The following is a 25,161-nucleotide window of genomic DNA, read 5'->3' as shown; positions in this document are numbered from 1 at the left end:
AACCTCCAGTTTCATGGCCATGCCGGCCCGCCCGCAGCGGTGCTGCGGGTTGGCGCCGGCCCCATTCTGTGGATCCGCGCCGCCATCCCACAGTGGAATTGGGGGGTAACTCCCGTCGCCGCCGCACGGTGTCGACCTCATCCTTTTGCACCACTCCCGCGCTGACGATCTCGCCCGCACCCTGGCTGGGCGCAGGCTACGCGATGCGCCGAGCGGGGAGACGAGGATGCAGGTGCGCCCAGTGCCGGAGACGGCCCCCTTGCTGGACACGGCGAATGTCGCGGAAATGGCCGTCGCGCCGGGCAAGGTGAATATTCTCGGCGTCGGCGTCAGCGCAATCCGGATGCAGGACGCCACGGCGACGCTCGAACAGTGGATCGCCCGCCGCTCGCCGGGATACGTCTGCATCACCGGCGTTCATGGCGTCATGGAGAGCCAGCGCGACCCGACGCTGAAGGCAATCCACAACGCCGCTGGCATGGTGACGCCGGACGGCGTCCCGCTGGTCTGGATGTCGCGCATGCTTGGCTTCCCGCAGGTCGAGCGGGTCTATGGTCCCGACTTGATGCGCGAGATGACCGCGCTTTCGGCCCGGCGCGGTTACCGTAACTACTACTACGGTGGAGCTCCCGGCACGGCGGACCGACTGAAGGAGGTACTCACGCGCGCCCATCCCGGGCTGCAGGTCGTCGGTACCTGCTGCCCACCCTTTCGGCCGCTGACGCCGGAGGAGGACGCGGCGACGATCGCCGAGATCAACGCCGCACAACCCGACATCATCTGGGTCGGGCTGAGCACGCCGAAGCAGGAGCGCTGGATGGCGGCGCATCTTGGAAAGCTGTCGGCGCCGGCAATGGTCGGGGTCGGCGCTGCCTTCGATTTCCTCTCCGGCCAGAAGCCGCAGGCGCCGCGCTGGATGCAGCGGAACGGGCTCGAATGGGCCTTCCGCATGGCGACCGAGCCGCGTCGGTTGGCCGGCCGCTACGTGCGGAACAACCCCGCATTCGTAGTCGGCGCGCTGCGGCAACTCGTTGATCGGCGGCGCTTCCCACAGATGCGCAGCACCACGCCGTTGCAGTGACGTCCGGCGCAGCGGCGGGGCTACCCCTTCTGCGTCACGCGACACGACATCTTCGATTGCTACACAAGATTTCAGTTCTGCGATGCTTGCACACAAGGAGACAGGATCATGGCAGCGAAGCGAGTTCTGGTGACAGGGGCCGGTGGCTTCATCGGGCATCATCTGGTCAGCTACCTGACCCGCCAGGGATACTGGGTACGCGGTGCCGACCAGAAGCGTCCCGAATACGGCGATACCGCCGCGCAGGAATTCCTGGTGGCCGACCTGCGTGACCCGGCCGCCTGCACGGCGGCGGCCGAGGGCATCGAGGATGTCTACCATCTGGCGGCCGACATGGGTGGCATCGGCTACATCACGGCTCAGCGCGCGACGATCGCGCGCAACAACACGCTGATGAACATCGGCATGCTGGAGGCGGCGCAGGCCGCCGGCGTGCATCGCTTCCTGTTCTCGTCCTCCGCCTGCGTCTACCCGCACCACCTGCAGACGGACGCCGATGTCTCGCCGCTGCGGGAAGACGACGCCTGGCCGGCTCAGCCGGAGGAAGGCTATGGCCTCGAGAAGCTTTTCATGGAGAAGCTCTGCGAGTACTACGCCTCCGATCTCGACTTGGCGACCCGCGTGGTCCGCTTCCACAACGTCTACGGCCCGCTCGGCACCTACGACGGTGGCCGCGAGAAGGCGCCGGCAGCGATCTCGCGCAAGATCGCGCTGATAGAGGATGGTGGCGAGATCGAGGTCTGGGGCGATGGCGAGCAGACCCGCTCCTTCATGCATGTCGACGATTGCGTCGAAGGCATCTGCCGCATCATGGAGTCGGGCTACGGCAAGCCGCTGAATCTCGGAACCGATGAGATGGTCACCGTGAACGAGCTGGTGGACATCGTCGCCGCGGCGGCCGGCAAGCGGGTGCGCAAACGGCACGACCGCACCAAGCCGCAGGGCGTCCGTGGCCGCAACAGCGACAACACCCGGCTCCGGGAAATCCTGGGTTGGGAGCCGCGGATCATGCTGCGCGAGGGCATCGTGCCGACCTACCGCTGGATCGCGGCGCAGGTCACGCCGCAGCCGGCCGAGCGGGTGGCCGAGCCGCAGCTGTCGCCCATGGCGGTCTGACCAGCCTCTCCTTCGTCGGACGCGGATACGGAGCCGATCTCGTGAGCGATCTCTCAACCAGCCTTCCCAGGGCCTTTGCCCGTTCGCTTGATCGCTCCGTCGGACCCACGGAAACGCGGCGCATCGTCCGTTCGCTTACCCGGCGCGCCGTGCTCGTACTGGCCGACCTGGTCACTGCCCAGGCCACCGTCTTCGTCGCGGCGATGGCGGTTGCCTGGGTCAGCGGGCAGCACACGCGGCTCGCCATCTGGGAGCCGATGCTGGCGGCTAGCGTGGCTGCCGCGGCGATCCTCAGCAACCACGCGCTCGGGCTCTATGACACGACCGGCCGCGATGCGATCGAGCGCTTCCGGCTGCGGGTCCAGTGCGCCGTCCTGATGCCGTGGTTGGCGCTGGCCTTTCTTGTGCTGCTGGGCGGCGCGGCATTCCCGGCCGCCCTGGTGCTTGCCCTGGCCTGCGCCCTGCTGGTCCCGGCGGCGCTGTTCACCGAATCCTGGGTGCGCCGGGCGCTGATCAGGTGCCAGGCGTGGGGCGCAACGGCGGTCGTCATCGGCACGGACCGGGCGACGGCGCAGTTCGCAACGCACCTCCTGGCGCATCCTGAACTCGGATTGCAGCCGGTCGGCCGTGCCGCCGATCCGGCAGAGGACGCCGAAGCGAGCGCCGTCGCCTCACTCGGCCGGCTCGAGGATGCCGAGTACTTCGCCGACCTTGCGGAGGTGGCGGTGGTGGTGCTGTCGCCGGACCTGCCCCCGATCGATGCGGCGCGACTGCCCTACCGGCGCGTAATCGTGGTGCCCGAGGTGAAGGGCCTGCCGGCGCTCTGGCTCTGTTCCCGCTGGCTCGGCAACATGCCCGGCCTCGAGTTCTCGAACAAGGCACGGGCGCGACGCAACCATTGGCTGAAGCGGATCTTCGACGTCGCCATCGCGCTGCCGGCGTTGCTGATCAGCCTTCCGGTGATTGCCATACTGGCGGTGACCATCAGGCTGGTGAGCCGCGGCCCGGCCTTCTACGTGCAGTCCCGCGTCGGGCTGCGCGGCGAGCCGGTCCATATCTTCAAGCTGCGCACCATGCATGTCGATGCGGAGCGCCGGTTGCAGGACCTGCTGGCGCGCGACCCTGCCGCCCGCCGCGAGTGGGACCGCTGCGTCAAGCTTTCGCAGGACCCACGGGTCCTGCCGGTGATCGGAAACTTCCTGCGCCGGTCGAGCCTCGATGAGTTGCCGCAGCTCTGGAATGTCCTGCGGGGCGACATCAGCCTGGTCGGGCCGCGCCCCTTCCCGCTCTACCATGTCGGCCGGTTTGATGCCGAGTTCCAGGCGCTGCGGGCCAGCGTGAAGCCTGGGCTGACCGGCCTCTGGCAGGTTTCCGAGCGAAGCGACGCCGACCTGCAGCAGCAGCAGGTGATCGACACCTTCTACATCCGCAACTGGTCGTTATGGCTCGACCTCTACATCGTCCTCAGCACGCTGCCGGCGATGCTCACCGGCCGCGGCGCCCGATAGGGGCGCCGCCGGTACCGCCGGTATTGCTCTGCACATCCAACACGACGAGAAGCAGGAGACAGATATGGTCCGCAAACGCGTCTTGGTCACAGGCGGCGCCGGCTTCCTTGGATCCCACCTCTGCGAACGCCTGCTGGTTGCCGGTCATGAGGTGCTCTGCGCGGATAACTACTTCACCGGCCGACGCGAGAACATCAGCCACCTGATCGGCCATCCGCGGTTCGAGGCGATGCGGCACGACATCACCTTCCCCCTGTATGTCGAAGTCGACGAGATCTACAATCTCGCGTGTCCCGCGTCGCCGGTGCACTACCAGTTCGACCCGGTGCAGACGACCAAGGTGAGCGTGCTCGGCACCATCAACATGCTGGGCCTGGCCAAGCGGATCGGTGCCCGCATCCTGCATACCTCGACGAGCGAGGTTTACGGCGATCCCACGGTCCATCCGCAGACCGAGGATTACCGCGGCAACGTCAATCCGCTCGGACCGCGCGCCTGCTACGATGAGGGCAAGCGCTGCGCCGAGACGCTGTGCTTCGATTATGCGCGTCAGCACCGGGTGAAGATCCGGGTGGTCCGCATCTTCAATACCTATGGTCCGCGGCTGCGCTCCAGCGATGGGCGGGTGGTCTCCAATTTCATCGTGCAGGCTCTTCGTGGCGAGGACATCACGATCTATGGCGACGGGCGGCAGACGCGGGCCTTCTGCTACGTGGACGACCTGATCGGCGGCCTGATGGCGATGATGGCGGCGGATGACGACGTGACGGGTCCGATCAATCTCGGCAATCCGCACGAAATGCCGATCCTGACGTTGGCCGAGCACGTTATCCGCCTCACCGGCTCGCGGTCCCGCATCGTGCGTCGCCCGCTGCCGCAGGATGACCCGACCCAGCGTTGCCCCGATATCACCCGGGCGCGCCAGTTGCTGAACTGGGAGCCGCGCATCTCGCTCGAGCAGGGTCTCCGCCGGACGATCGATTACTTCCGGGCGGAAGCGGCGGGCGATGCCGCGTTGCTGCAGGCCGAAGCGGCGCCCGCCTTTCCTGCCGCTCTTGCCGCGGAAGCTTCGTCGCGCCTGCGGTCGCTCGGCTCGCCCGAAACCGGAGGCTTGGCGTAATGCTGGAGCCGCAAGGCGGCGTGAATGGCACCAGGTTTCGGGTGGCCGCCACGGAATCCAAGGGCGTTCGGATCGTGCCGGTCATCCTGTGCGGCGGTTCGGCGACGGGGCTGTGGCCCCTGTCGCGCGAAAGTCTGCCGACACAGCTCTGGCCGCTTATCTCCGACCGCACGATGCTGCAGGAGACGGCACTGCGGGGCCACGGCGCATTGAAGGATGTCGGCGTCTTCGCACCGCCGATCGTCATGTGCGGGCAGCAGCATCGCTTCATGGTCGCTGCCCAGTTGCAGGCGGCCGGCATACAGGATGCCCGCATCGTCCTCGAGCCCTGCGAGCGCAACACCGCACCGGCGATCGCTGCCGCGGCCCTGCTTGCGATTGAGGAGGATCCGGACGCGATCCTCTGGGTGATGCCGGCCGATTCGGTGGTCACCGACGTCACCTCGCTACGTTCGGTGTTGGGACCGGCGGTGACGGCGGCCGGCCTCGGTCGCATCGTCTGCTTCGGCGTCGATAAGGGCGTCGCGGCAGGGCGCTACGGCGCCATTCACATCGGTCCGCAGTGCCTCGAGGTAGCGGGCGTCTTCGACGTTGAACGTTTCCGGGAGGCACGGCAGGGCGGTCCTGCCGACCGAGTGTCCGGATCGGAGAAGGGCCTGCTGAATTGCGGCATCCTGCTGGCTTCCGCCGGCGTCATGCTCGAGGAGTTGCAGATCCATCAGCCGGAGGTGCTCCGGGACGTGACAGCTGCGGTCATGCAACGTCGGCATGATCTCGATTTCATCCGGCTCGACCCGGAAGCGTTCGCGCGTTGCCTCGACGTCAGCGTGGCACAGGTCATTCCGGCCTGCACCACGCGCAATGCGGTGGTTCCGGTCGATATCGGCTGGTCGGACGTGGCGAACTGGGATTCCGTCTGGTCGATCAGCCCGAAGGACGTGCATGGGAACGTCGCCCTGGGCGACGTCATCCTGGCGGAGGCCACGGATTGCTACGTGCGAAGCGACGGCATCATCACCGCGGTTGTCGGCCTTAGCGACGCCGCGATCGTGGTGACCAAGGATGCGGTGCTGGCGATGCACCGTGATCGTGTCGCGGCAATGAAGGGTGTCGTGCAGCGGCTACGGAGCTATGGCCGCAAGGAAGCCGTGGCGCATCATCGCAGCCACCGGCCTTGGGGCTATTACGATACACTCGTTCTGCAGGACCGTTTTCAGGTCAAGCAGATCATGGTCGATCCGGGCCGCAAGCTCAGCCTGCAGAAACACCTGCATCGGGCGGAGCACTGGGTCATCGTGGGTGGCTCCGCGTTGGTCACGCGCGATGATGAGAAGATGCTCTTGCAAGAGGGCGAAAGCGTCCATCTGCCGCTCGGCTGCACCCACCGCATAGAAAATCCTGGTCGTATTCCCCTCTGGCTGATCGAAGTGCAGGTAGGTCCGTATTTGGGCGAAGACGATATCGTGCGTATTGAAGATGATTATGCACGCTGTTAGGCGCTCTCGCTTGAGATGAACGCGCGTTGTCTTCGTTATTCTAAAAAAGCACATTGCTTGGGAATCGCTTTGTTCAGTAGCTCCCAATATCCCGCAAAGGCGGTCGGATTGGCGGACTGCTGGACGTGAACTCAAGTGGTGAGGGCATGTGTACGCGGGAGGGACGGTGGGCGGTGTTGTAGAGTTTCTCGTTGTGAGACCTCCTTGGCAGCTTTAGCGATGAGGCGTGCTTGGGCGATGTCTTCTGGTTCGGCTTGAACCGCCCCGGGTATGCGGGAGGCCCCCATCGTTGAGAGGATGGGGCGATGACCTAGAAGAGGTCGAGCGGTTATTTGCCTGAAGTCCGGCGGCGTGCGGTGCGGATGGTGCTGGACCATGGGGGCGACCACGCCTCTCAGTGGGCCGCGATTGGGTCGATCGCGGCCAGGATCGGCTGCACGGCCGCGACGCTGCGGAAATGGGTGCGGCAGGCCGAGCGCGATGCGGGCCAGAGGTCCGGCGCGTCGCCGGAGGAGCGAGAGCGCATCAAGGGGCTGGAGCGCGAGGTCCACGAGCTGCGGCAGGCCAATGAGATCCTACGCAAGGCTTCGGCGTATTTTGCGATGGCGGAGCTCGACCGTCGGTCGAAGCCATGATCGCCTTCATCGACGATCACCGCGAGGTCAGCGGTGTCGAGCCGATCTGGGGGATGCTGCGGATCGCTCCGCCGGCTTACCATGCCTATGTCGCGCCGCGTGCTGATCCTACGCGGGCCTTGCCTCGAGCACGCCAGGACCTGGTGCTCATGGCGCGGATCCGGCGGGTGATGCGGCCAACTTCGGGGTCTGCGGCGCCCGCACGGTCTGGCGGCAGTTAGTCCGGGATGGCACGGGAGTGTTGGAATTTCCGTGTTTGGGGCCGTACGATGCTGCTGAAGGATCCCTCATATGGCGCGCCGCAGACAGCCTGCTGTTCTGGATGAGTTGCTGAACCAGGTCCTCACCGGATCCGGCCCCCCGCTGGCCGATGGGGGCTTGCTGAGCGGGTTCAAGAAAGCCCGTGCCGAGCGGGTGCTGAACACTGAGTTCGACCTCATCTCGACCGCGGCAAGCAGGACTGCCGCCCTAATCGACTCCAAAATCGGATGTATTCTGATATCGAAATCAAATTCTATATTCGTTCAACAGCCGGCACCATGTCGCCACCTGGCCCGACATAATCCGGACCAGCAACCGTAAGTACTTGCCGAGCCAAAAGAATTAGTCGATCCAAGATCGTTCTCATTCCCGCATATAAAATTGCTGTGCAATGCACAACGTCACCATTCGCTCATGATTGCCTTCCGCACCGAGAAATGAGACAGGACCTTAGAGGAACCCTTACGGACAATGCAAAAAAGAATCGGTCTACGAGACATCTTTGTCGATTTTTGGCTCAAAGGGACTAATCCTAGAGGACTACCACCTCTAGACCAAGCATCGACTCGCTCTAGAAATGGAAGGAGCTTAATCAATGCACGGTTTTGGGGTCCCGATTCTGGCGGGAAACATAATTATTGTAGAATCTAGACGCCTTTCCCGTGAGGCGCTTCATCGGTTGCTGCAGGCTGTATCATTTACCGTTATTGGCGAAGGGCGGACTCTTGCTGACGCACTCACACGCGTCCCGGCTGAAACGACACCAGATCTCATTATCTACAGCTTCGATCGTGATGCCGAAGTTGAATCGGAACTGCCACAAATTAGGGAAGCTAAAATACAGTTTAAGGGCGTCAAGTCAGTAGTACTGACGGACTGTAGTCGGCTGGATGTTCTTCTCAAAGTTTTTCACGCTGGGATCGAAGCGATCCTGTCGCGAGACATCTCCTCCGACGTGCTGCAACGCACGCTGGAGCTAGTCCTTTTGGGTCAACAGACTTTCCCGCCGGGGCTCACCCGGCTGCTGTTGGAGCCCACGCCGGCGCCGACGCCGGCGCCCGAGGCAATTCATATCCAGTTACACAATATGGCGCCATTACCAGAAGGGCGACGGTCAGTTATGCTGTCGCGGCGCGAGCAACAGATTCTTCGCTGCTTGGTCGATGGGCTGGCAAACAAAGTAATTGCACGCCAGCTTGAAATCACTGAAGCAACCGTCAAGGTGCATATCAAGGCGTTGCTGCGAAAGACCCAGATGACCAACCGCACCCAGGCGGCCATCTGGGCGCTGAACCATTCGCTGGACAGCGCTCCGGCTGCCCTGCGGGTCGCTGAATGACGGATGGCTTGCGTCGGCCAAGCGTGGCAGTCGGCGCAAATAAGTATGGTCGTTTTCAAAAGGTTGAAGCGCAAGCGACGTGCGCAGCCCAAATCGCCTAAGCCAAACTTCCTTCATACGAATACTGCAGGCCATTAATCCGACACGATAATGTCGCGCTGACTGGGCATGCTACTGGCTACAGCGCGACGCCGAGGAGCTGAAGCGCCTTGTGCTGGATCGGGGTTGGTCTGGTGAGCAGGGTGATGCGGTTCTCCGGCGCGAGGGCGGCGGTGACGATGTTCCGGACGAGCGTGGCAAGGTCGGCAATCAGGCTGTGCCAACTGTGTGCCGGCAAGCCGTCGGCTGTCTGGTCAGTGGTCTGCTTGGCGGCGGCGGGCGCGCGCTTGACCTCGGCGACGGGGCCGGGGCGCTGTGCATCGGCGGCGAGCTTGTCGGTGTCGTGGTAGAGCATCGGCGTGAGACGCTGCCGCATGTGCCATTCGAGATGTTTGGCGAGCATGCAGAGGAAGACATGCGCACGGACGCGCTCAGGTAGCCAGTGGCGGATCGGGCGGACCTGCAGGTCGAGACTTTTCAGGCAGCGGAAGGCGCGCTCGACGAGGGCAAGGGACTTTTAGCTGCGCACGGTGTCGGCGTCGTCGAGGCAGGCGGCGCCGAGGCTGGTGCGGATAACGTAGAGGTCGTCGGTGGCGGCCTCGGCGTCGATCACGTCTTTCTTGCGGGTGAACCGGCAGCCGGCGTCGGTGATGTCGAGCTCGAAGTGCTGGGCCATCTCGTGCCGGTTGAGCACGGCGCCGACCTTGAGCGCGATCACCGCGGTGCCGTGCAGTGGATCGCGCGGGCGTCCAACGGCGGCCTTGATACGGGCAAGCTGGCGCTCGGTCGCCTCAAGGAGTTCGCTGCGTCTGCGACAGCGCTCGGACGCGAGGTCGGGGTTGCGGCAGACGATCAGGCGCTCGCCGGGGAAGTCGGACAAGGTGATGGCGGCCATGATGCGCTCGTCGAACAGGGTGAGTTGCAGCCTGCCACCGGCCACCAACGCCTGGATCGCCGGCGCGCGCAGGGCGGTGATCCAGTCGAGGCCGGCCGGCTTGATGTCCTCGCGCAGGCGCGCCTCGGTGATCATGCTGCTGTCGCCGACTAGGACGACGCGGTCGAAGCGGAAGCGCTGCTTCAGCATGTCGACCTGGGCCGACAGCGGGGCGGGATCGCCGGTGTTGCCCGCGAACACCTCAAGGGCGACCGGGCAGCCGTCGGGAGCGTGGAGTCGGCTGTAGGTGAATTGCAGCTTGCCCGGATTGCCGTCCCGGCTGTAGCGACGCGCGGCAAGCGGGCAGTAGCGGCCCTCCAGATAGCTCGAGGAGACATCGTAGAGCGCCCGCGTGCCGCCCTGCAGGTGGCGCTTGGCCAACGCGGTCTCGATGGCGGACTGGTGCTCGTTCAGCCAGTCGAGGGCGGCGTAGAACTCGTCCTCGTCGATCTCGCCGAGGCCGAGCCGCTCACCGATGCCGGAGGTCGCAGTGTCCGGCGACAGCGCCCGGGCGGTGGCGAGATTGGATGCGGGATCGAGGATCCGGCTGACGATCAGCGCCTGCACCAGGTCGCGGCAGCGGTTGCCGGCGGGGCCGACCATGCCGCCCAGGAGCGGTTCAAAAAGGGTGAACCGCCTTGGGTATGCCGGAGGCCGCTGAGCTTGGGTCAGGCCGCCACCGCAATCTTCTGCTGGCGGGCATGGTAGCGCGCCTCGGCCTCGGCGGGCGGGATGTTGCCGATCGGCTCGAGGAGACGACGGTGGTTGAACCAGTCCACCCATTCGAGGGTGGCGAACTCGACCGCCTCCAGGTTGCGCCACGGGCCGCGTCAGCGGATCACCTCGGTCTTGAACAGGCCGATGACAGTCTCGGCCAGCGCGTTGTCGTAGCTGTCGCCGACGCTGCCGACAGAGGGCTCAATGCCGGCCTCGAGCAGGCGCTCGGTGCAGCGGACCGCAACATAGTAGCTGCCCCTGTCGCTGCGATGAATGAGCCCGCCCTGCAGCGGCCGGCGGTCGTGCAGCGCCTGCTCAAGGGCATCGAGTGCGAAGTCCGCATGTGCCGTCCTCGACACCCGCCAGCCGACGATGTGGCGGGCGAAGATGTCGATCCAGGTAACGCGCGACTGGCAGCGCATGCTGGCGGGCTGGGAGATGGCGATCGGCGAGGCACGGCAGCGCGCGCCGCACCGGGTCGCCGCGGTGCTGCCCTTGGCGCTGGCGCGGCGCAACCGTTTCCTCGGCTATATCGCCTATAAGGTGGACGACCGCCGGGCGGCATGAGACTTCATTGGCAGGCCTGGGCGGTGGTGCCGCGCGCGCTGCTGGCCGACCGGCGGAGGTAGCTGGTCACTGTGGCGGCCGGCCTCGATGCCCTGCTGCCGGCGGCGCTGCACGACGGGCTGGCAGTCCGCGTCAAATCCTGGCGCGCGCGGCGCGCCCTGGCCCGGCTTGCCGACCAGCACACCACCCAAGGAAGCCAGGCATGAGCGCATCCCCGATGCTGTCGGTGGTGATCCCGGCCTACAACATCGCCCCCTACATCGAGACGGCGGTCCGCTCGGCGAGACGCTGCGCTCGCTGGAGGTGATCGTCGTCGACGACGGCTCCACCGATACCACGGCGACGGTGGTCGAGCGCATCGACGACCCGCGGCTGCGGCGTAAGCCGAATGGCGGCCTCTCCTCGGCCCACAACGCCGGCATCCGTGCCGTGCGCGGGCGTTATGCAGGGCTGCTTGACGGTGGCGACATCTGGATGCCGGACAGGGCCGAGCGGCAGATCGGCATGCTGGAGCAGGAACCTTCGGTCGCCCTGATCTACAGCCATTCCGCCTACCTGCGGGAGGACGACACGCCGGATGGCACCTACCTGATGTCGCACAGCCTAGCGCCGGACTGGCGGCTTCGCTTTGCCAGTCTGACGGCTTTCGCCCTGGTCGCGAATTTCGCCGTCCTGGTCGGCTTCGACCCGGTGGAGACCGGGCGAAGCGTCTATGCCGCCCTCACCGAGGCCAGGTCCGGCTCGTCGCTCGCGCGCTACATGGTGTACGAGCTGACCTGGCGGCATGTGCTGGACTCGCCTCTCATCGGCTATGGCTGTGTCAGCGGCCCGGCTGCACGCTGGCTGCCGACCATGCCGCTCGGCTCGCATTCCAGCTTCTACGGCGTGCTATACCGGGGTGGGGCGCCGACATTTCTGCATCGCCTTCCTGGCCTCGGTCGTCTCCGCGGTCCTGCACCTGCAAGCGCGGCGGCAGGACGGTATAGTTGCGCTGGCCATGCTGCTGCTGATCGGCGTGGTCACCTATGTCGAGACGTTCCAGCTCATGGTGCTGTCGCTGCTGCTAGCCTTCATCTGGCTCGGCAGCGCCTTCCGCCTGGTCACGTCCGTCATCTGTGGACGCCCCCTGCGGGTCAAGGTGTTTGGGCGCGACGGCGGTACCGAGAGCACGGGTGCGGTCATGTGTCCGGCCTCGAATGCGGTCGATATGGCCACGGGCCCCGATGAGCGTCGCGGCGCGAGTGCCTGATCAACGTGGTGGAGAATGCTGACGGACTGCGAGCGGCCACGTCTCAGGCGGGCCTGGGTGGCAGTTGCAGGGTTTCGTTGGTAAGCGCCGGGCTGAGCATTTCGGCCATGGCCTCGAGCAGCACGGCGGCGATGAGCCGGATGATCAACGGCTCAGAAGGAAGGATGCCGACGACGTCGGCGCGGCGTTTGACCTTCTTGTTCAGGCACTTCAGCGAATTTGTGGAATGCAGCTTGGTGCGGCGCCGGCAAGGCCTTGTAGGCAGGCACGTTGCGCGGGCCGCGGTGCGGCCGGGAGGAGCGGTCGCGCAGCCCGGCCTGGCCCTCGGCGGCATGGCGGTCGCGCCACTTGCAGACGGTCCGCGGGGTGACGCCGAGGCTGGTGGCCACCGCCGCCTCACTCTAGCCCATGGCCAGCCGGGTGACGATCAGCATTCGACTGTGCGGCGTGGTCCAGGCATTCTCCTGCGCGTCCATCCCGGGCTCCGGGCTGGGGGTGATTGCCCTGACACCCGCAGCTTCGCAGCCCAGCCCCGAAGGGACAATTTCCATAGCAACGACAGCGAGGATGCAGGCGGCCGCATGCGAGACGCCGCAGAGCATGGCCAGCACGATGCCGCCCCGGCTGATCCCGCCCCAGTCCGGGCCCGCAGCGCCAAGCCGAGGCGCGCGAAGTCCCGCTGGCCGAGGATGGGGATGGCCGGGTCCACCATCCGGCCGGCCCCAGTCGCCGGGTACCGGGGAGGCCTCGGCCACGCGTCGACCGGAGACCGGCGCTCCGGCCAGGCCTAGTTCCGTCTCATGCAGCGGCTCGAGGATGCTGGTGGCCAGGGCCGTGCCGTCGCTGCCCGCCGCCCTACGGCGTGGGCCGCCAGCGGCGCCATCACGCTGCCCGCCAGCGCCACCAGGCTGGCCAGGGCGCCGAGAAACGCCGCACCCATGGAACGGCAGCGGCTTCGTGCGTCGCGCGTCCGTGTGGCTTCGCGCTAGAAGGGACATCCCCAGTCCGGTCCCGCCACGCATGAAGCCTTCGCCCGCCGCCCTGCTGTGCCTCGCCCTCGCAATGGGGGGCTGCGCAGGGGACGCGGCCAAGCCACGGCAGGTGGCGCAGGCCGGCACCCTGCCGGCGGTCGTCGTCACCGGCAGGCCGACCGACCCGACCGATCCCTTCGAGGCCACAAACCGCCGGATCCTCGACTTCAACTTCAAGCTGGACGATGCGGTGTTCAAGCCGGTCGCCAAGGGCTACCGCGCAGCGCTCGGACCCTGGCCCCGGCAGCGCATCCGCAACGTGTTGGACAACATCAACGAACCCGCCGTCGCCGCCAACCGCCTGCTGCAAGGCAGGCCGGTCGCGGCCGCCACGTCCTTCATGCGGTTCGTGCTCAACTCCACCCTGGGGGTGGGCGGGCTGTTCGACCTGGAACCGATCGGCGGGCCGCCGAGGCAGGTGGCCGATCTCGGCCAGACCCTGGCGGTCTGGGGGCTCGGCGACGGTCCCTACCTGATGCTGCCCGTGGTCGGCCCGTCCAATCCGCGCGAGCTCACCGGGATGATCGGCAACGGCTTCCTCAACCCGCTCGGCTACCCGAGCCCCTTCCTGACCGCCATCGGCCGCGGCGTGGCCGAAGGCCTGGACGAGAGGGAGCGCAACATCGAGGCCATCGAGGAGCTGCGCTCGGGGTCGATCGACCCCTATGCACGGCTTCGCAGCCTCTGGCGGCAACACCGCGATGCCGAGCTGGGCCGCACTAGCGTGGCCGAGCCCGACGTGCTGGAGGATCCGGGGGAGGCGGCCCCGGCCGTTGGGGTGCCGCTGGCCGCGGCGCCGCAGCCGGTGGCCCGCCCGCCGCGCACGGCCCGCAGGCCGGCGGTGCACCAGCACCGCAAATGGGCGACCCGGAAGAAGCCGGCGGTTCGCGTCGCAACGACGCGCCCGGCAACCCGGCCCACGCTATGACCCGGGCCGGGTCCAGGCGCCGCCGGCCCCTCGCGGGGACGGCTTGAGAGGGGCGATGCCCCTCTCAATGCCTGCTCAGGCGTAGCGCCGGCCGGCCACCTGGCTGCGGGTGCCGATCCGGGCACCGAGCACCGCGGCCACCGCACCCAGCAGCATCGCCGCGAAGATCCAGTAGGCCGCGACCGCGCCGGCCGTCGCCGTGGCATCGGCCGCCTCGCGGGCGCGCCGCTCGACCTCCTGCGCCGTCTGGGTGGCCTGCTGCTCCACCTGCTGCAGGCGGCGCTGAGCTTCCTCAGGGGCGATGTTGTACTCGGCGGCCACCAGCCGGCCGAGCCGCTCGCGGTCGCCCTGGGCCAGGTCGCCGTCGGTCACCCGGCGCGTCAGCAGCTTTGCGATCTCGGCATTGCGCTGGTCGCTGCTCATCTGCCCCGGGTCACCGCCGGTGCGCAGCGCCGTCTGGGCGCGCTCCACCAGCGCCTTGGGGTCGACCTGCTGCGCCAGCTGCGACGCCGGGCCCGAGGCCGCGGAGGCCGCACTGCCGGCGCCCTGCGCCAGGCCGCCGAGCAGGGAAGCGCCACCCTGCGCCGCGGTGCTCGCGGTGCCGGCGATGACGTTGCCCAGCAGCACGGCCGAGACCAGGAAGCCGATCGCCCAGACCGACAGGCCGTGCAGCACGCTGTCGGTGCTGTCGGCGGTGCCGGACAGCCGCGCCGCGACATAGCCGCCGACGGCGAGGCCGATCAGGTTGGCGACCAGCAGCCAGATGCCGGCGCCGATGCCGAAGCTGGAGGCGCCCGGGGTGGCGGCGGCGGTGGCATCCACCGTGCTGGCGCCGATCGCGACGCCGAGGATGTTGAGCATGGTGCCGACCGCGACGGCGACCACGCCGCCGGCGAGGACCGCACCCCAGGAGATGCGAGGCGGCAGCGCCGGGGCCCCCTCCGGGGTGACGGTGCCGTAGGTGGCGCCTGTTGCCTGACTTTGCATGTGAACTGCGTCCCAGTTTTTCTAAGCCCGGTGAACGCCACGCCGCGGAAGCAGTTCGATGCGTCGGCATCCGCAGCCGCTGCCATGGCAAGCCGGCCACGCTGTGGCCCTTCGGCACATCCGGCGTTGATTCCGCCTTGCCCGCGCCACAAGCGGGGTCCACATCCCAGGACCTTCCCAGCCCGCTCCCCAGCCGGAACATCCGATGCAGGTCTATCTGCCGATCGCCGAGATGTCGGTGGATGCCTTCTTGCTGGTGGGCATCGGCTTCGGCGTGGGCTGGCTGTCCGGCCTGTTCGGCGTCGGCGGCGGCTTCCTGCTGACCCCGCTGTTGATCCTGATCGGCATCCCCTCCCCGGTCGCGGTTGCCTCGGGCGCCAACCAGACGCTGGGCGCCTCGGTCTCCGGCCTGATCGCGCAGTGGCGACGCGGCAACGTGGACGCCAAGATGGGCGGGGTGTTGCTGGCGGGGGGCTTCCTGGGGTCCTTCGCCGGGGTTCAGTTGTTCGCCCTGCTGCGGCGGGTCGGCCAGGTCGACCTGGCGGTGTCGCTGTTCTACGTGGTGGTGCTGGGCACCGTCGGCGCGCTGATGGTGATGGAGAGCGTCCGCGCCATCCTGCGCCGCCGCGGCGCCGTCCGGCGCAAGCTGCACGAGCATACCTGGGCGCATGGCCTGCCGCTGAAGATGCGGTTCCGCAAGTCGCGTCTCTACATCTCCGTCATCCCGCCGGCGCTGGTCGGCTTCGCCATCGGCGTGCTCTCGGCGGTGATGGGCGTCGGCGGCGGCTTCATGCTGGTGCCGGCGATGATCTACCTGCTGGGCATGCCGACCTCGGTGGTGATCGGCACCTCGCTGTTCCAGGTGGTCTTCGTCGCCGCCAACGTGACCCTGCTGCAGGCGGTCCAGCTCGGCACCGTCGACATCCTGCTGACCATGCTGCTGCTGGTCGGCGGCGTCGCCGGGGCGCAATTCGGCGCCGCCATGGGGACCAAGCTGAAGGGGGAGGAGACCCGGGCGCTGCTCGGGCTGCTGGTGCTGGGCGTGGCGCTCAGCCTGCTCTGGGGCCTGCTGCGGCCGCCGGAAAACCTGTTCAGCGCCGGGCCGGCGCTCTGATGCGTCGCTGGCTCCTGGTCCTGCTGTTGCTGCTGCCGGGCGCCGCGCGGGCGCAGGAGGTGCCGCTGGTCGCCGCGCTGTCGCGCACCGACATCGAGGTCACCACCGGCTTCACCGGCGCCTCCCTGGTGGTCTTCGGCAGCACCGAACAGCCGATCGGCCCGGGCGGCGACGAGGTGCTGGTGATCGCCCGCGGCCCGACCCGGCCGGTGGTGGTGCGCCGCAAGGTCGCGGTCGCCGGGGTCGTCTGGGTGAACGGCCCGGCCGCCCGGTTCCCGCAGGTGCCGGGCTACTACGTGATCTCCGGCAGCCGCCCGGCCTGGCAGATCCTGCCGGAGGAGGAGCGGCAGCGGCACGAGCTCGGCCTCGACAGCCTGCCGCTGGCCAGCACCGGGGCGCGGTCGCCGGCCTTCCGCGCCGCGCTGCTGGACCTCGAGCGCCGCTCCGGCCTGTGGCTGGAGGATTCCGAGCCGGTGGAGATCGCAGGCTCCCGGCTGTTCCATGTCCGGCTGCCGCTGCCGGCGGCGGTGTCGACCGGGGACTACCGGGTGGAGGTGCTGCTGGTGCGGTCCCGCCGGATCGTAGCGCGGCAGGAGCTGGCCTTCCGGGTCGACCGGGTCGGCACGGCGGACCGCATCGCGACCGTCGCGCAAAGCCAGCCCTTGCTATACGGTCTGGCCTGCATCGCCGCCGCCGCCCTGGCCGGGTGGCTGGGCAGCGTGCTGTTCCGGAGGGGCTGATGGCCGAGACGGCGGCGGAGCAGGCGGCGACCGCGAAGCGGGACCGCGTCTTCCTGGTGGTGGTGGACGACAGCACCGAGCGCGACCTGGCGCTGAAATACGCCTGCCTGCGCGCCCGCAACGGCGGCGGCAGGGTCGCCCTGCTGCGGGTGATCGAGCCCGTCGGCATGGTCGAATGGGCCGGCGTCGGCGTGCTGATGGCCGAGGAGCGGCGCGAGGAGGCGGAGAAGCTGCTCTCCGGCCTCGGCGCCCAGGTGCAGGAGATCACCGGCGGCCTGCCGATCCTGCTGATCCGGGAAGGCGACGCACGCGACGAATTGCTGGCGCTGCTGGAGGAAGACCCGCGGATCTCGATCCTGATCCTGGCCTCGGCGCCGAGCGGCGGCGGGCCGGGGCCGCTGATCTCGGCGCTGACCGGGCGCTATGCCAACCGGGTGCGGGTGCCGATGACGATCGTGCCGGGAGGCCTCGACGACAAGGAGCTGGAGCGGGTCACCTAGGACGCGGGGCCGCCCCGCGAGGCAGGCGCCTTGCACCCGGCGCGATAACCGACCAATTTGGTCCGGATAGATCAACGCCAGGACTCCGCGCCATGTTCATCGAGACCGAAGGCACGCCGAACCCCGCCACCCTGAAATTCCTGCCCGGCCGGGAGGTCATGGGCGACCGCGGCACCGCCGACTTCGCCAATGCCGACACCGCCGCCCGCAGCCCGCTCGCCGCCCGCATCTTCGCCCTGCCCGGCGTGGCGCGGGTCTTCCTCGGCAGCGACTTCGTCACGGTGACCGAGGACGGCGAGAATGGCTGGCTCGGGCTCCGCGCCCAGGTGCTGTCGGCCATCATGGACCATTTCGTCGCCGGCCTGCCGGTGCTGGAAGGCGCGGGGGAGGACGGCGAGGACGACTTCGACCCGGCCGATGCCGAGGTGGTGGAGCAGATCAAGGAACTGCTCGACACCCGGGTCCGCCCGGCGGTGGCCGGCGACGGCGGCGACATCGTCTTCCGCGGCTTCCGCGAGGGCGTGGTGAAGCTGCATCTGCAGGGGGCGTGCTCCGGCTGCCCGTCGTCCCGCGCCACGCTGAAGCACGGCGTCGAGAACATGCTGAAGCACTACGTGCCGGAAGTGGTGGCGGTGGAGCAGGTGGACGCCTGATCCCATGGCTGGCGCCCGGCGTCCCGGGCAGGCTATCCGCCCGGGACCGAGGAGGCCCGCATGACCACCGACCCCGCGACTCTTGACGCCACGGCGCTCGACCAGCTCTTCCGCACCGCGCATACCGCCTATGCCTGGGCCGACCGGCCGGTGCCAGACACCAAGCTGCAGGAGGTCTACGACCTGCTGAAATGGGCGCCGACCAGCGCCAACACCTCGCCCGCCCGCTTCGTCTTCATCCGCACCCTGGAGGGCAAGGAGAAGCTGAAGCCGGCGCTGTCGGCCGGCAATGTCGAGCGCACCATGCGCGCCCCGGTCACCGTCATCGTCGCGCAGGACAGCCGCTTCTACGACGAGCTGCCGAAGCTCCATCCGCAGGCCGATGCCAAGAGCTGGTTCGCCGACAATTGGTCGCTCGCCGACCAGACCGCGACGCGCAACGCCACGCTGCAGGGCGCCTACCTGATCCTGGCGGCGCGGGCGGTCGGGCTGGATGCCGGGCCGATGAGCGGCTTCGACAACTGGAAGGTGGACGAGGCCTTCCTGTCCGGAACCAATTGGAAGTCGAACTTCCTGGTCAACCTGGGCCATGCCGACCCGGCCGGGCAGCAGCCGCGGGCGCCGCGGCTGTCCTTCGACGAGGCCTGCCGGCTTGAATAGCGCCGGTTCAGGCCGCCGCCTGGCCCGCCATCGCGTCCAGCCGGTAGCCGCCGCCCTCGGTCAGCAGCAGCCGGGCATTGCCCGGATCTGGTTCGATCTTCTGCCGCAGCCGGTAGATATGGGTCTCCAGCGTATGGGTGGTGACCGCGCTGTTGTAGCCCCAGACCTCGTTCAGCAGGACCTGCCGGCCGACCGGCCTTCCGCCGGCGCGGTACAGGTACTTCAGGATCGCGCTTTCCTTTTCCGTCAGCCGGATCTTCCGGTTGCGGGCGGCCTCCATCAGCAGCTTGGCCGAGGGGCGGAAGGAATAGGGGCCGACCATGAACACCGCGTCCTCAGAGTTGTCGAAGACCCGCAGCTGGGCGCGCAGGCGCGCCAGCAGCTCGTTCAGCCGGAAGGGCTTGGCGATGTAGTCGTTGGCGCCGGCATCGAGGCCACGGACGACATCCTGTTCGGCATCCGCGCCGGTCAGCATGATGATCGGGATCTTGAGGCCCTGGCGACGCAGCCGGGCGCACAGTTCCCGCCCGTCGCCGTCGGGCAGGCCGATATCCAGCAGGACGGCGTCGAACCGGCTGTTCACCCCGGTCAGCACCTGCTCGGCCTCGGAGGCGGTGCCCGCCTCCTCCGGCGCGAACTCGCCTTCCAGGGACAATTGCTCGCAGAGCGTCGCGCGCAGCGCGGCGTCGTCGTCGACTATCAGCACGGGGCGTGGACCGGCCATGCCTTCTCCCAGTTACGTCAGTTGTTCAGTTCGACGCACCTAGCCTGGGTCGATGGCGAAGCTATGGCGCCGTTGTCAAGTTTTAGATGGCCCTTCTATCCCGTTTCGCGCAAGCGGCAGAGAGAAATGGAATATTTCGTTCACCCTCCTGTCAGCCGCCGCTTCGGTGCCACATTCCCCAGGCGCCATGCGCAGACCATGGACCTACAGTCGTGAACATGACCACCCCCGTACCCTCGGATACAGATCTGGTTGCATCCATGGCGGGCCCGGATGCCGTGGCGCTTGCCCTGCGCGCGGTGCACCGCGCCGCGTCGGACCTGCGCCGGGGCACGCCCGTCCTGCTGCGCGGGGCCGGGGAGATGTTGCTGCTTGCAGCGGCGGAGACGGTCGGCGCCCAGGGCCTCGCGACCCTCGCGACGCTCGCCCGCACCCCGCCGGTCCTGTTGCTCGCCCCCAGCCGCGCCGCCGTGGTGGCCCCCTTCGCCGGCCTCCGCTCGGAGGAAGCCGCGGTGGCGCTGCGCCTGCCGCCTGCGCTGTTCACGCCCGAGGCGCTGCGCAGCCTGGCAGATCCCACTGCCGCGACCCTGCTGCCCGAGGGCACCAGGCTGGACCGCCAGCCGGCCCCCGCCTTGGCCGGCGCCGCCCTGGCCCTGGGCAAGCTGGGCCGGCTGCTGCCCGCCCTGGTCGCCGCCCCGGTGAAGGACGCCCCCGGCCTGCTGCGGCACGACCTGCTGACGGTGGAGGCCGAGCAGGTCCTCGCCTATCCGGCCGGCGCCGCCGCCAGCCTGCGCCGGGTGGCCGAAGCCGCGGTGCCGCTGGAAGCCGCGCCGGATGCCCGGGTCATCGCCTTCCGCGCCGCCGATGGCGGGATCGAGCACCTGGCCATCCTGATCGGCCGGCCGGAGGAAGCACTGCCCGGCGCCGCCGCGCCGCTCGCCCGGATGCATTCCGAATGCTTCACCGGCGACCTGCTGGGCTCGCTGCGCTGCGACTGCGGGCCGCAATTGCAGGGCGCCATCCGCCGCATGGCGGCCGAGGGGGCCGGCGTGCTGATCTACCTGGCGCAGGAAGGCCGGGGCATCGGCCTGGTCAACAAGCTGCGCGCCTATGCGCTGCAGGATACCGGGCTGGACACGCTGGACGCCAACCGCGCGCTGGGTTGGGGCGCGGATGAGCGCAATTTCCTGGTCGCCGCCACCATGCTGCAGCAGCTGGGGATCGAGCGCGTCCGGCTGCTGACCAACAACCCGGAGAAGCTGGCGGCGCTGGCCGCCTGCGGCATCGGGGTGGAGGGGCGGGTGCAGCATTCCTACCCCGGCAACGGGGTGAACGACGGCTACCTGGAGACCAAGGCGCGCCGCTTCGGCCATCTGTTGGCCTGATGCGACCCGATCCTGGCCAGGCCACGGTCGGGCCGGACCGCATCCTCCGGCTGGGCCCGCATGCCTGGCGCTGCGCCCTCGGCAAGGGCGGCATCAGCGCCCGGAAGCAGGAGGGCGACGGGGCGACCCCGGCCGGGCTGTTGCCGCTGCGGCGGGTCTTCTACCGTGCCGACCGCGTCGCCGCCCCGGCCTGCCGGGTGCCGGTCGAGCCGCTCTCGCCGGCGGATGGCTGGTGCGACGACCCCGCCGACCGGGCCTACAACCAGCGGGTCCGGCTGCCCTACGACGCGCGGCACGAGCATCTGTGGCGCGAGGACAGCCTCTATGACCTGGTCGGGGTGCTCGGCTGGAACGACGCGCCGGTGGTGCGCGGCCGCGGCAGCGCGATCTTCGTGCATCTCGCCCGGCCCGACCTGGCGCCGACCGAAGGCTGCGTGGCGCTGGCCGAGCGCGACCTGCGGGCGGCGCTGGCGGCGGGGCTGACGGGGATCGAGGTGCGGCTGGCCTGAGAAAGGAAGCTTGGGGAGGAAAAGTATTCCCTCCCCGTTGGACGCATGCGTCCAACCCCATCCTTCCTTTTCGTGGGCTTGGCATTCGCCGCGCGGCAGGTGCCAACGCCCAGAAACAGAGGAGGGTCCAGGGAGGATACCTCCTCCCTGGCCTCTACCCCCGCGCCCCGAAGATCGCCGACCCAACCCTGACATGCGTCGCGCCGCAGCCGATCGCCGCCTCGAAATCCCCGCTCATGCCCATCGAGACCACCGCCAGCCCGTGCCTCGCGGCGCGCCCCGCCAGCCAGTCGAAATGCCGCCGCGGGTCGCCCTCGGCCGGCGGGATGCACATCAGCCCGGTCACCGGCAGGCCCAGCGCCGCGCACTCGGCCAGGAAGGCGTCCGTGTCGGCGGGCAGGATGCCGGCCTTCTGCGGCTCCTCCCCCACATTCACCTGCACCAGGCAGTCGGGCCGGCGGCCCTCCCGCGCCATGGCCTCGGCCAGGGCGGTGGCCAGCTTCGGCCGGTCCAGGCTTTCGATCACGTCCGCCAGCCGCACCGCGTCGCGCGCCTTGTTGGTCTGCAGCGCGCCGATGACATGCAGGCGCAGGTCGGGCCAGGCGGGGCGGAGGGCGGGGAATTTGCCATCCGCCTCCTGCACCCGGTTCTCCCCGAAGCAGCGCTGCCCGGCGGCGAGCGCGGCCTCGACCGCCGCGGCCGGATGGGTCTTGGACACGGCGACCAGGGTCACCGACCCGGCCGGGCGGTTGGCGCGGGCGGTGGCCTCGGCGATCCTGGCGCGGATCTGGGCGAGGTTGTGGACGATGTCATCGGCTTGGGTCATGCGATGCGGACGCTAGAGGCGCTGGCGCGCCGGCTCAAGCCGCGCGGGGTGCCGAAGCTTTTCCTGCTGTCCGACCCCGCCCGGCTGCCCGACCCGCGCGCTGCCGCGGCGCGGCTGCCGCCCGGCGCCGCGGTGCTGGCGCGCGGCCTGGCGCCGGCGGTGCTCGCCGGGCTGGCGGCGATCGTCCGGCGGCGGCGGTTGCTGCTGCTGGTGGCCGGCGACGGGCGGCTGGCGCTGCGGCACGGCGCCGGCCTGCATGTGCCGGACCGCCGGACGAGCGCGGCCCTGTTGCCCTTCCTGCTGGCCCGCCAGCGGCGGCCGCTGCTGCTGACCGTGGCGGCGCATGGCCGGGCCGGGCTGGCCCGGGCGCGGCGGCTCGGCGCCGATGCGGTGCTGCTGTCGCCGGTCTTCCCCACCGCCAGCCATCCGGGCGCCGCGACGCTTGGCCCATTGCGCTGGGCCGCGCTGGCGGCGCGGGCGGGGCGGCCGGTGGTGGCGCTGGGCGGCGTCGGGGTGGCGAATGCCGGCCGGCTGCCACGCCGGGCGGCGGGGTTCGCGGCGATTTCCGGATTTGGCCACCCGCCTGGCGCGTAACTCGGTTGCGTCACCCGCATGTGGCGAAGCGGCCACAGTGTTTCAGGGATGTCGCGGTCCCGCCACGCAGGCGGTTGCCGGGGTTTGTTCCGCTGCACCATAGTCCACCGGGGCCCGGGTGCATCCGGCGTTGGCGCGAGCCACCGTGGGCGCAGGTTTCCTGCCAGGGGGGCGGGCGGGTCAAGGGAACAGCCGGGCGCGTCCGGCGCGTGAGGAGGATTGAGATGCGTAAGATTCTGCTGGGTACGACCGCGGTGGTCGGCGCGGCGCTCCTGGCCCCGTCCTTCGCGGCGGCGCAGGAAGCCCCGACCGTCCGGATCGGCGGCTTCTTCCGGGCGTATTACGGCTACACGCAGCAGTCCGGCCGTAACTCGACGGTTCCGTCGACGCTTACGACGACGGGCGGCGGCGCCACCAACAACCTGCCGCCCGACAGCACCGGCAGCATCGCCCGGCTGGACAAGAACGACTTCAGCACCGACGCCGAAGTGCATGTCTTCGTCAACGGCAAGACCGCCAACGGCATGTCCTACGGCGCCGTGATCGAGATCGGCTTCAACCAGCAGGAAGGCCGCAACTTCGTCCAGCAGCGCGCCAGCACCGGCAAGACCACTGCCTCAATCGACGAATACTACGCCTTCGTCGCCTCGCCGAAGTATGGCCAGATCCGCTTCGGTGACGAGGACGGACCGGTCGGCGGCCTGATGAACTCGGGCGTCATCACCAACTTCGGCACCGGCGGCGTGTACGGCGACCGCGAGTCCTTCGTGACCCGCCAGTCGAACGACCGCACGACGACCTCGCCGGGTGCCCTCGGCGACTCGACGAAGATCATCTACCTGTCGCCGCAGTTCTTCGGCTTCGACTTCGGTGGCTCCTTCGCGCTGAACTACAACGAAGGCGAGGACACCGGCTGCTCGACCAACCAGTCCAGCGGTTTCTGCGACAGCTCCTACGCCTTCACCGGCGCCTCGGCCAACGGCATCGCCTTCGCCGGCCCGAACCAGGCGGTCCGCCGCAATGAATACCAGGCGGCGGCCCGTTGGCGCGGCAGCCTGGCCGGCGTCGGCCTGTCCGTCACCGGCGGCTATGTCGGCTCCACCGCGGCCCGCGAGCTGACGGTGCAGGGCACCCAGGCCCGCGTCTTCAACAACCTGAACGTCTACCAGATCGGTGCGCAGGCCACCGCCTACGGCTTCACCGCCGGCGCGCAGTACGAGCACGGCGACAGCAACTTCTTCTGGGGCAACACCCTCCGCGGTGACCGTCCCATGGACCAGATCTTCGCTGGCGCCAGCTACACCGCGGGTCCGTTCACCTTCGGCGGCAACTACGTGATGCAGACGGTCGAAGGCAATAGCCGCAGCTCGTTCAGCGCGGCTTCCGCCAATGCCGGCAGCCGGACCGGCCTGGTCGCCAACACCGCGGCGCCCGGTTCGGGTGGCTTCGGTGCGGGCCTGATGCGCCGCCTCGGCTACGGCTTCGGCGCCAACTACCGCCTGGCTCCGGGCATGGACATCGTCGCCGAGTACAGCAGCTACACGGTGGCCGAGCGTGGCCGCGACCTCGACCCCAGCAACCCGGGCACGCAGGACAAGGCCACCGCGAAGGTCTTCATCCTGGGCACCCGTATCGCCTTCTGATTGGCCGGGTCTTCGGACCCAGCCACGCGAAGGGGGGCGGCGGAGCAATCCGCCGCCCCTTCTCTGTGTTTATGTTCAGGCAAGGTTCACGCCGGCAATTGGGGCTTGATCAGTGCCGGGACTTGCCCATAGTGCGCCGGCCATGAAACCTTTCCTCGCCGTCGTCGCAACCGCCCTTCCGCTGCTTGCAGCCTGCGGCGATTCCAACCAGCGCCTCGTCAGCAACGACGAATACGGCGATTATCGCGGCAACGTGGCACGCAACCGGCCGCAGGGCGCCAGTGCCGGCATCGTCGTCTTTGGCGTGGACAAGGACCGGGAGGCGCGGGAGGCCGCGGCCGGTGGCGGCGCCGGGCTCTCGGTGAACGCCTATCTCTGGCGCGCCACGCTGGATACCCTGTCCTTCATGCCGCTGGCCTCGGCCGACCCCTTCGGCGGCACCATCATCACCGACTGGTACACCCCGGCCGGCGCCACCAACGAACGCTTCCGCGCCCAGGCCTATGTGCTCGGCCGGCAGCTGCGGTCGGACGGGGTGAAGGTGCAGCTGTTCCGCCAGACCCTGGAACGCGGCCAGTGGATCGACAGCCCGGTTTCCGCCTCGACCAATGCGGACATGGAGGACAAGGTCCTCGCCCGGGCGCGCGAGCTGCGGAGCCAGTCGGCCGCGCGCTGAACCAGGCGACAGAACCGCCCAATCGGAAGGCCGGGGCCCTGCCCGGCCTTTTGCATTTCAGGCCATGCC

At 68.7% G+C, this 25,161-nt stretch carries 27 protein-coding genes, 3 pseudogenes and 1 other annotated feature; of the genes and pseudogenes, 21 read left to right on the top strand and 9 right to left on the bottom strand.

Translation table 11 applies throughout. The annotated features are described in order from the left end of the window. The first annotated feature begins 226 nt into the window (after positions 1 to 226). From ACFQS7_RS17875 to ACFQS7_RS17845, 7 genes and pseudogenes are all read left to right on the top strand, one after another. A complete protein-coding gene (locus tag ACFQS7_RS17875; protein ID WP_380068471.1) occupies positions 227 to 1,081 on the top strand; it encodes a WecB/TagA/CpsF family glycosyltransferase in 855 nt (284 codons plus the stop codon). A 108-nt stretch (positions 1,082 to 1,189) separates the two neighbouring features. After that, on the top strand, positions 1,190 to 2,197 hold the full coding sequence (locus ACFQS7_RS17870; protein ID WP_380068470.1) for an NAD-dependent epimerase/dehydratase family protein: 1,008 nt from the start codon (positions 1,190 to 1,192) through the stop codon (positions 2,195 to 2,197). Positions 2,198 to 2,346: 149 nt separating this feature from the next. After that, the gene (locus tag ACFQS7_RS17865) at positions 2,347 to 3,705 is read left to right on the top strand and encodes an exopolysaccharide biosynthesis polyprenyl glycosylphosphotransferase (RefSeq protein ID WP_380068469.1); all 1,359 of its coding nucleotides are present in this window, start codon (positions 2,347 to 2,349) and stop codon (positions 3,703 to 3,705) included. Positions 3,706 to 3,769: 64 nt separating this feature from the next. Then, positions 3,770 to 4,825, top strand: a complete 1,056-nt coding sequence (locus ACFQS7_RS17860) for a UDP-glucuronic acid decarboxylase family protein (RefSeq protein ID WP_380068468.1) — start codon at positions 3,770 to 3,772, stop codon at positions 4,823 to 4,825. Beyond that, complete coding sequence (locus ACFQS7_RS17855) at positions 4,825 to 6,321, top strand: mannose-1-phosphate guanylyltransferase/mannose-6-phosphate isomerase (RefSeq protein ID WP_380068467.1); 1,497 nt, start codon at positions 4,825 to 4,827, stop codon at positions 6,319 to 6,321. The genes ACFQS7_RS17860 and ACFQS7_RS17855 overlap by 1 nt, the downstream gene beginning before the upstream one ends. A gap of 362 nt (positions 6,322 to 6,683) precedes the next feature. Continuing rightward, positions 6,684 to 7,188, top strand: a pseudogene (locus ACFQS7_RS17850) (transposase); the annotation flags it as partial. Next, positions 6,911 to 7,027: a sequence feature (AL1L pseudoknot), on the top strand. It overlaps the preceding pseudogene by 117 nt. 624 nt (positions 7,189 to 7,812) lie before the next feature. Beyond that, positions 7,813 to 8,556, top strand: coding sequence for a LuxR C-terminal-related transcriptional regulator (locus ACFQS7_RS17845; protein ID WP_380068466.1), 744 nt, complete (start codon positions 7,813 to 7,815; stop codon positions 8,554 to 8,556). Between the two features lie 178 nt (positions 8,557 to 8,734). Here the strand turns inward: ACFQS7_RS17845 and ACFQS7_RS17840 are convergent, their stop codons facing one another. The 3 genes and pseudogenes from ACFQS7_RS17840 to ACFQS7_RS17830 all read right to left on the bottom strand — a co-directional run. Further along, entirely contained in the window at positions 8,735 to 9,058 is a 324-nt protein-coding gene (locus tag ACFQS7_RS17840) for a hypothetical protein (protein WP_380068465.1), read from the bottom strand. 114 nt (positions 9,059 to 9,172) lie between these two features. Then, the gene (locus tag ACFQS7_RS17835) at positions 9,173 to 10,192 is read right to left on the bottom strand and encodes a hypothetical protein (RefSeq protein ID WP_380068464.1); all 1,020 of its coding nucleotides are present in this window, start codon (positions 10,190 to 10,192) and stop codon (positions 9,173 to 9,175) included. 65 nt (positions 10,193 to 10,257) lie between these two features. After that, a pseudogene (locus ACFQS7_RS17830) lies at positions 10,258 to 10,701 on the bottom strand (DDE-type integrase/transposase/recombinase); the annotation flags it as partial. 25 nt (positions 10,702 to 10,726) lie between these two features. Here ACFQS7_RS17830 and ACFQS7_RS17825 point away from each other — a divergent pair. The 3 genes from ACFQS7_RS17825 to ACFQS7_RS17815 all read left to right on the top strand — a co-directional run bounded on the left by ACFQS7_RS17825 (position 10,727) and on the right by ACFQS7_RS17815 (position 12,100). Further along, the gene (locus tag ACFQS7_RS17825; RefSeq protein WP_380068463.1) at positions 10,727 to 10,873 is read left to right on the top strand and encodes a hypothetical protein; all 147 of its coding nucleotides are present in this window, start codon (positions 10,727 to 10,729) and stop codon (positions 10,871 to 10,873) included. 71 nt (positions 10,874 to 10,944) lie between these two features. After that, on the top strand, positions 10,945 to 11,079 hold the full coding sequence (locus tag ACFQS7_RS17820; RefSeq protein ID WP_380068462.1) for a hypothetical protein: 135 nt from the start codon (positions 10,945 to 10,947) through the stop codon (positions 11,077 to 11,079). Positions 11,080 to 11,176: 97 nt separating this feature from the next. Beyond that, positions 11,177 to 12,100 (top strand): glycosyltransferase, encoded by a 924-nt coding sequence (locus ACFQS7_RS17815; protein ID WP_380068461.1) that lies wholly within the window; start codon positions 11,177 to 11,179, stop codon positions 12,098 to 12,100. A 65-nt stretch (positions 12,101 to 12,165) separates the two neighbouring features. Here the strand turns inward: ACFQS7_RS17815 and ACFQS7_RS17810 are convergent. From ACFQS7_RS17810 to ACFQS7_RS17800, 3 genes and pseudogenes are all read right to left on the bottom strand, one after another. Next, a pseudogene (locus ACFQS7_RS17810) lies at positions 12,166 to 12,375 on the bottom strand (transposase); the annotation flags it as partial. Continuing rightward, a complete protein-coding gene (locus ACFQS7_RS17805) occupies positions 12,275 to 12,511 on the bottom strand; it encodes a leucine zipper domain-containing protein (protein ID WP_380068460.1) in 237 nt (78 codons plus the stop codon). The gene ACFQS7_RS17805 and the pseudogene ACFQS7_RS17810, both read right to left, overlap by 101 nt. A 12-nt stretch (positions 12,512 to 12,523) precedes the next feature. After that, a complete protein-coding gene (locus tag ACFQS7_RS17800) occupies positions 12,524 to 12,733 on the bottom strand; it encodes a hypothetical protein (protein ID WP_380068459.1) in 210 nt (69 codons plus the stop codon). 409 nt (positions 12,734 to 13,142) lie between these two features. Between ACFQS7_RS17800 and ACFQS7_RS17795 the strand changes: the two genes are divergently transcribed. Next, the gene (locus ACFQS7_RS17795; RefSeq protein WP_380068458.1) at positions 13,143 to 14,081 is read left to right on the top strand and encodes a VacJ family lipoprotein; all 939 of its coding nucleotides are present in this window, start codon (positions 13,143 to 13,145) and stop codon (positions 14,079 to 14,081) included. Positions 14,082 to 14,156: 75 nt separating this feature from the next. Here the strand turns inward: ACFQS7_RS17795 and ACFQS7_RS17790 are convergent, their stop codons facing one another. After that, the gene (locus ACFQS7_RS17790; RefSeq protein ID WP_380068457.1) at positions 14,157 to 15,068 is read right to left on the bottom strand and encodes a hypothetical protein; all 912 of its coding nucleotides are present in this window, start codon (positions 15,066 to 15,068) and stop codon (positions 14,157 to 14,159) included. A 205-nt stretch (positions 15,069 to 15,273) separates the two neighbouring features. Here ACFQS7_RS17790 and ACFQS7_RS17785 point away from each other — a divergent pair, with 205 nt between their 5' ends. The 5 genes from ACFQS7_RS17785 (at position 15,274) to ACFQS7_RS17765 (ending at position 18,735) form a co-directional block, all read left to right on the top strand. Beyond that, positions 15,274 to 16,182: a sulfite exporter TauE/SafE family protein gene (locus tag ACFQS7_RS17785; RefSeq protein WP_380068456.1), complete on the top strand. Its 909-nt coding sequence runs from the start codon at positions 15,274 to 15,276 to the stop codon at positions 16,180 to 16,182. Next, on the top strand, positions 16,182 to 16,922 hold the full coding sequence (locus tag ACFQS7_RS17780; protein WP_380068455.1) for a TIGR02186 family protein: 741 nt from the start codon (positions 16,182 to 16,184) through the stop codon (positions 16,920 to 16,922). Before ACFQS7_RS17785 ends, ACFQS7_RS17780 begins: the two co-directional genes overlap by 1 nt. After that, the gene (locus ACFQS7_RS17775; protein ID WP_380068454.1) at positions 16,922 to 17,422 is read left to right on the top strand and encodes a universal stress protein; all 501 of its coding nucleotides are present in this window, start codon (positions 16,922 to 16,924) and stop codon (positions 17,420 to 17,422) included. Before ACFQS7_RS17780 ends, ACFQS7_RS17775 begins: the two co-directional genes overlap by 1 nt. A gap of 92 nt (positions 17,423 to 17,514) precedes the next feature. Further along, the gene (locus ACFQS7_RS17770; RefSeq protein WP_380068453.1) at positions 17,515 to 18,075 is read left to right on the top strand and encodes a NifU family protein; all 561 of its coding nucleotides are present in this window, start codon (positions 17,515 to 17,517) and stop codon (positions 18,073 to 18,075) included. A 60-nt stretch (positions 18,076 to 18,135) separates the two neighbouring features. After that, on the top strand, positions 18,136 to 18,735 hold the full coding sequence (locus ACFQS7_RS17765; protein WP_380068452.1) for a malonic semialdehyde reductase: 600 nt from the start codon (positions 18,136 to 18,138) through the stop codon (positions 18,733 to 18,735). A 7-nt stretch (positions 18,736 to 18,742) separates the two neighbouring features. Here ACFQS7_RS17765 and ACFQS7_RS17760 read toward each other — a convergent pair whose 3' ends face one another. Continuing rightward, positions 18,743 to 19,459, bottom strand: coding sequence for a response regulator transcription factor (locus ACFQS7_RS17760; RefSeq protein WP_380068451.1), 717 nt, complete (start codon positions 19,457 to 19,459; stop codon positions 18,743 to 18,745). Positions 19,460 to 19,719: 260 nt separating this feature from the next. Between ACFQS7_RS17760 and ACFQS7_RS17755 the strand changes: the two genes are divergently transcribed. Continuing rightward, a complete protein-coding gene (locus tag ACFQS7_RS17755) occupies positions 19,720 to 20,844 on the top strand; it encodes a GTP cyclohydrolase II (RefSeq protein ID WP_380068450.1) in 1,125 nt (374 codons plus the stop codon). Next, positions 20,844 to 21,353, top strand: a complete 510-nt coding sequence (locus ACFQS7_RS17750) for a L,D-transpeptidase (RefSeq protein ID WP_380068449.1) — start codon at positions 20,844 to 20,846, stop codon at positions 21,351 to 21,353. Before ACFQS7_RS17755 ends, ACFQS7_RS17750 begins: the two co-directional genes overlap by 1 nt. 154 nt (positions 21,354 to 21,507) lie before the next feature. Here the strand turns inward: ACFQS7_RS17750 and ACFQS7_RS17745 are convergent, their stop codons facing one another. Further along, positions 21,508 to 22,179, bottom strand: a complete 672-nt coding sequence (locus tag ACFQS7_RS17745) for a YggS family pyridoxal phosphate-dependent enzyme (protein WP_380068448.1) — start codon at positions 22,177 to 22,179, stop codon at positions 21,508 to 21,510. Positions 22,180 to 22,182: 3 nt separating this feature from the next. Here ACFQS7_RS17745 and ACFQS7_RS17740 point away from each other — a divergent pair, with 3 nt between their 5' ends. The 3 genes from ACFQS7_RS17740 to ACFQS7_RS17730 all read left to right on the top strand — a co-directional run bounded on the left by ACFQS7_RS17740 (position 22,183) and on the right by ACFQS7_RS17730 (position 25,092). After that, a complete protein-coding gene (locus ACFQS7_RS17740) occupies positions 22,183 to 22,773 on the top strand; it encodes a thiamine phosphate synthase (protein ID WP_380068447.1) in 591 nt (196 codons plus the stop codon). 224 nt (positions 22,774 to 22,997) lie between these two features. After that, positions 22,998 to 24,416 carry a porin gene (locus ACFQS7_RS17735; RefSeq protein WP_380068446.1) on the top strand — a complete coding sequence of 473 codons (1,419 nt, stop codon included), beginning with the start codon at positions 22,998 to 23,000 and terminating at the stop codon, positions 24,414 to 24,416. Positions 24,417 to 24,558: 142 nt separating this feature from the next. After that, positions 24,559 to 25,092 carry a DUF3576 domain-containing protein gene (locus ACFQS7_RS17730; protein ID WP_380068445.1) on the top strand — a complete coding sequence of 178 codons (534 nt, stop codon included), beginning with the start codon at positions 24,559 to 24,561 and terminating at the stop codon, positions 25,090 to 25,092. Positions 25,093 to 25,161: the final 69 nt, after the last annotated feature.

The sequence above is a fragment of the Dankookia sp. GCM10030260 genome (assembly GCF_042666655.1).
Lineage (GTDB): Bacteria > Pseudomonadota > Alphaproteobacteria > Acetobacterales > Acetobacteraceae > Paracraurococcus.
The sequence above is the reverse complement of the archived record's forward strand: the minus strand, read 5'-3'. Positions and strand labels throughout refer to the sequence as shown.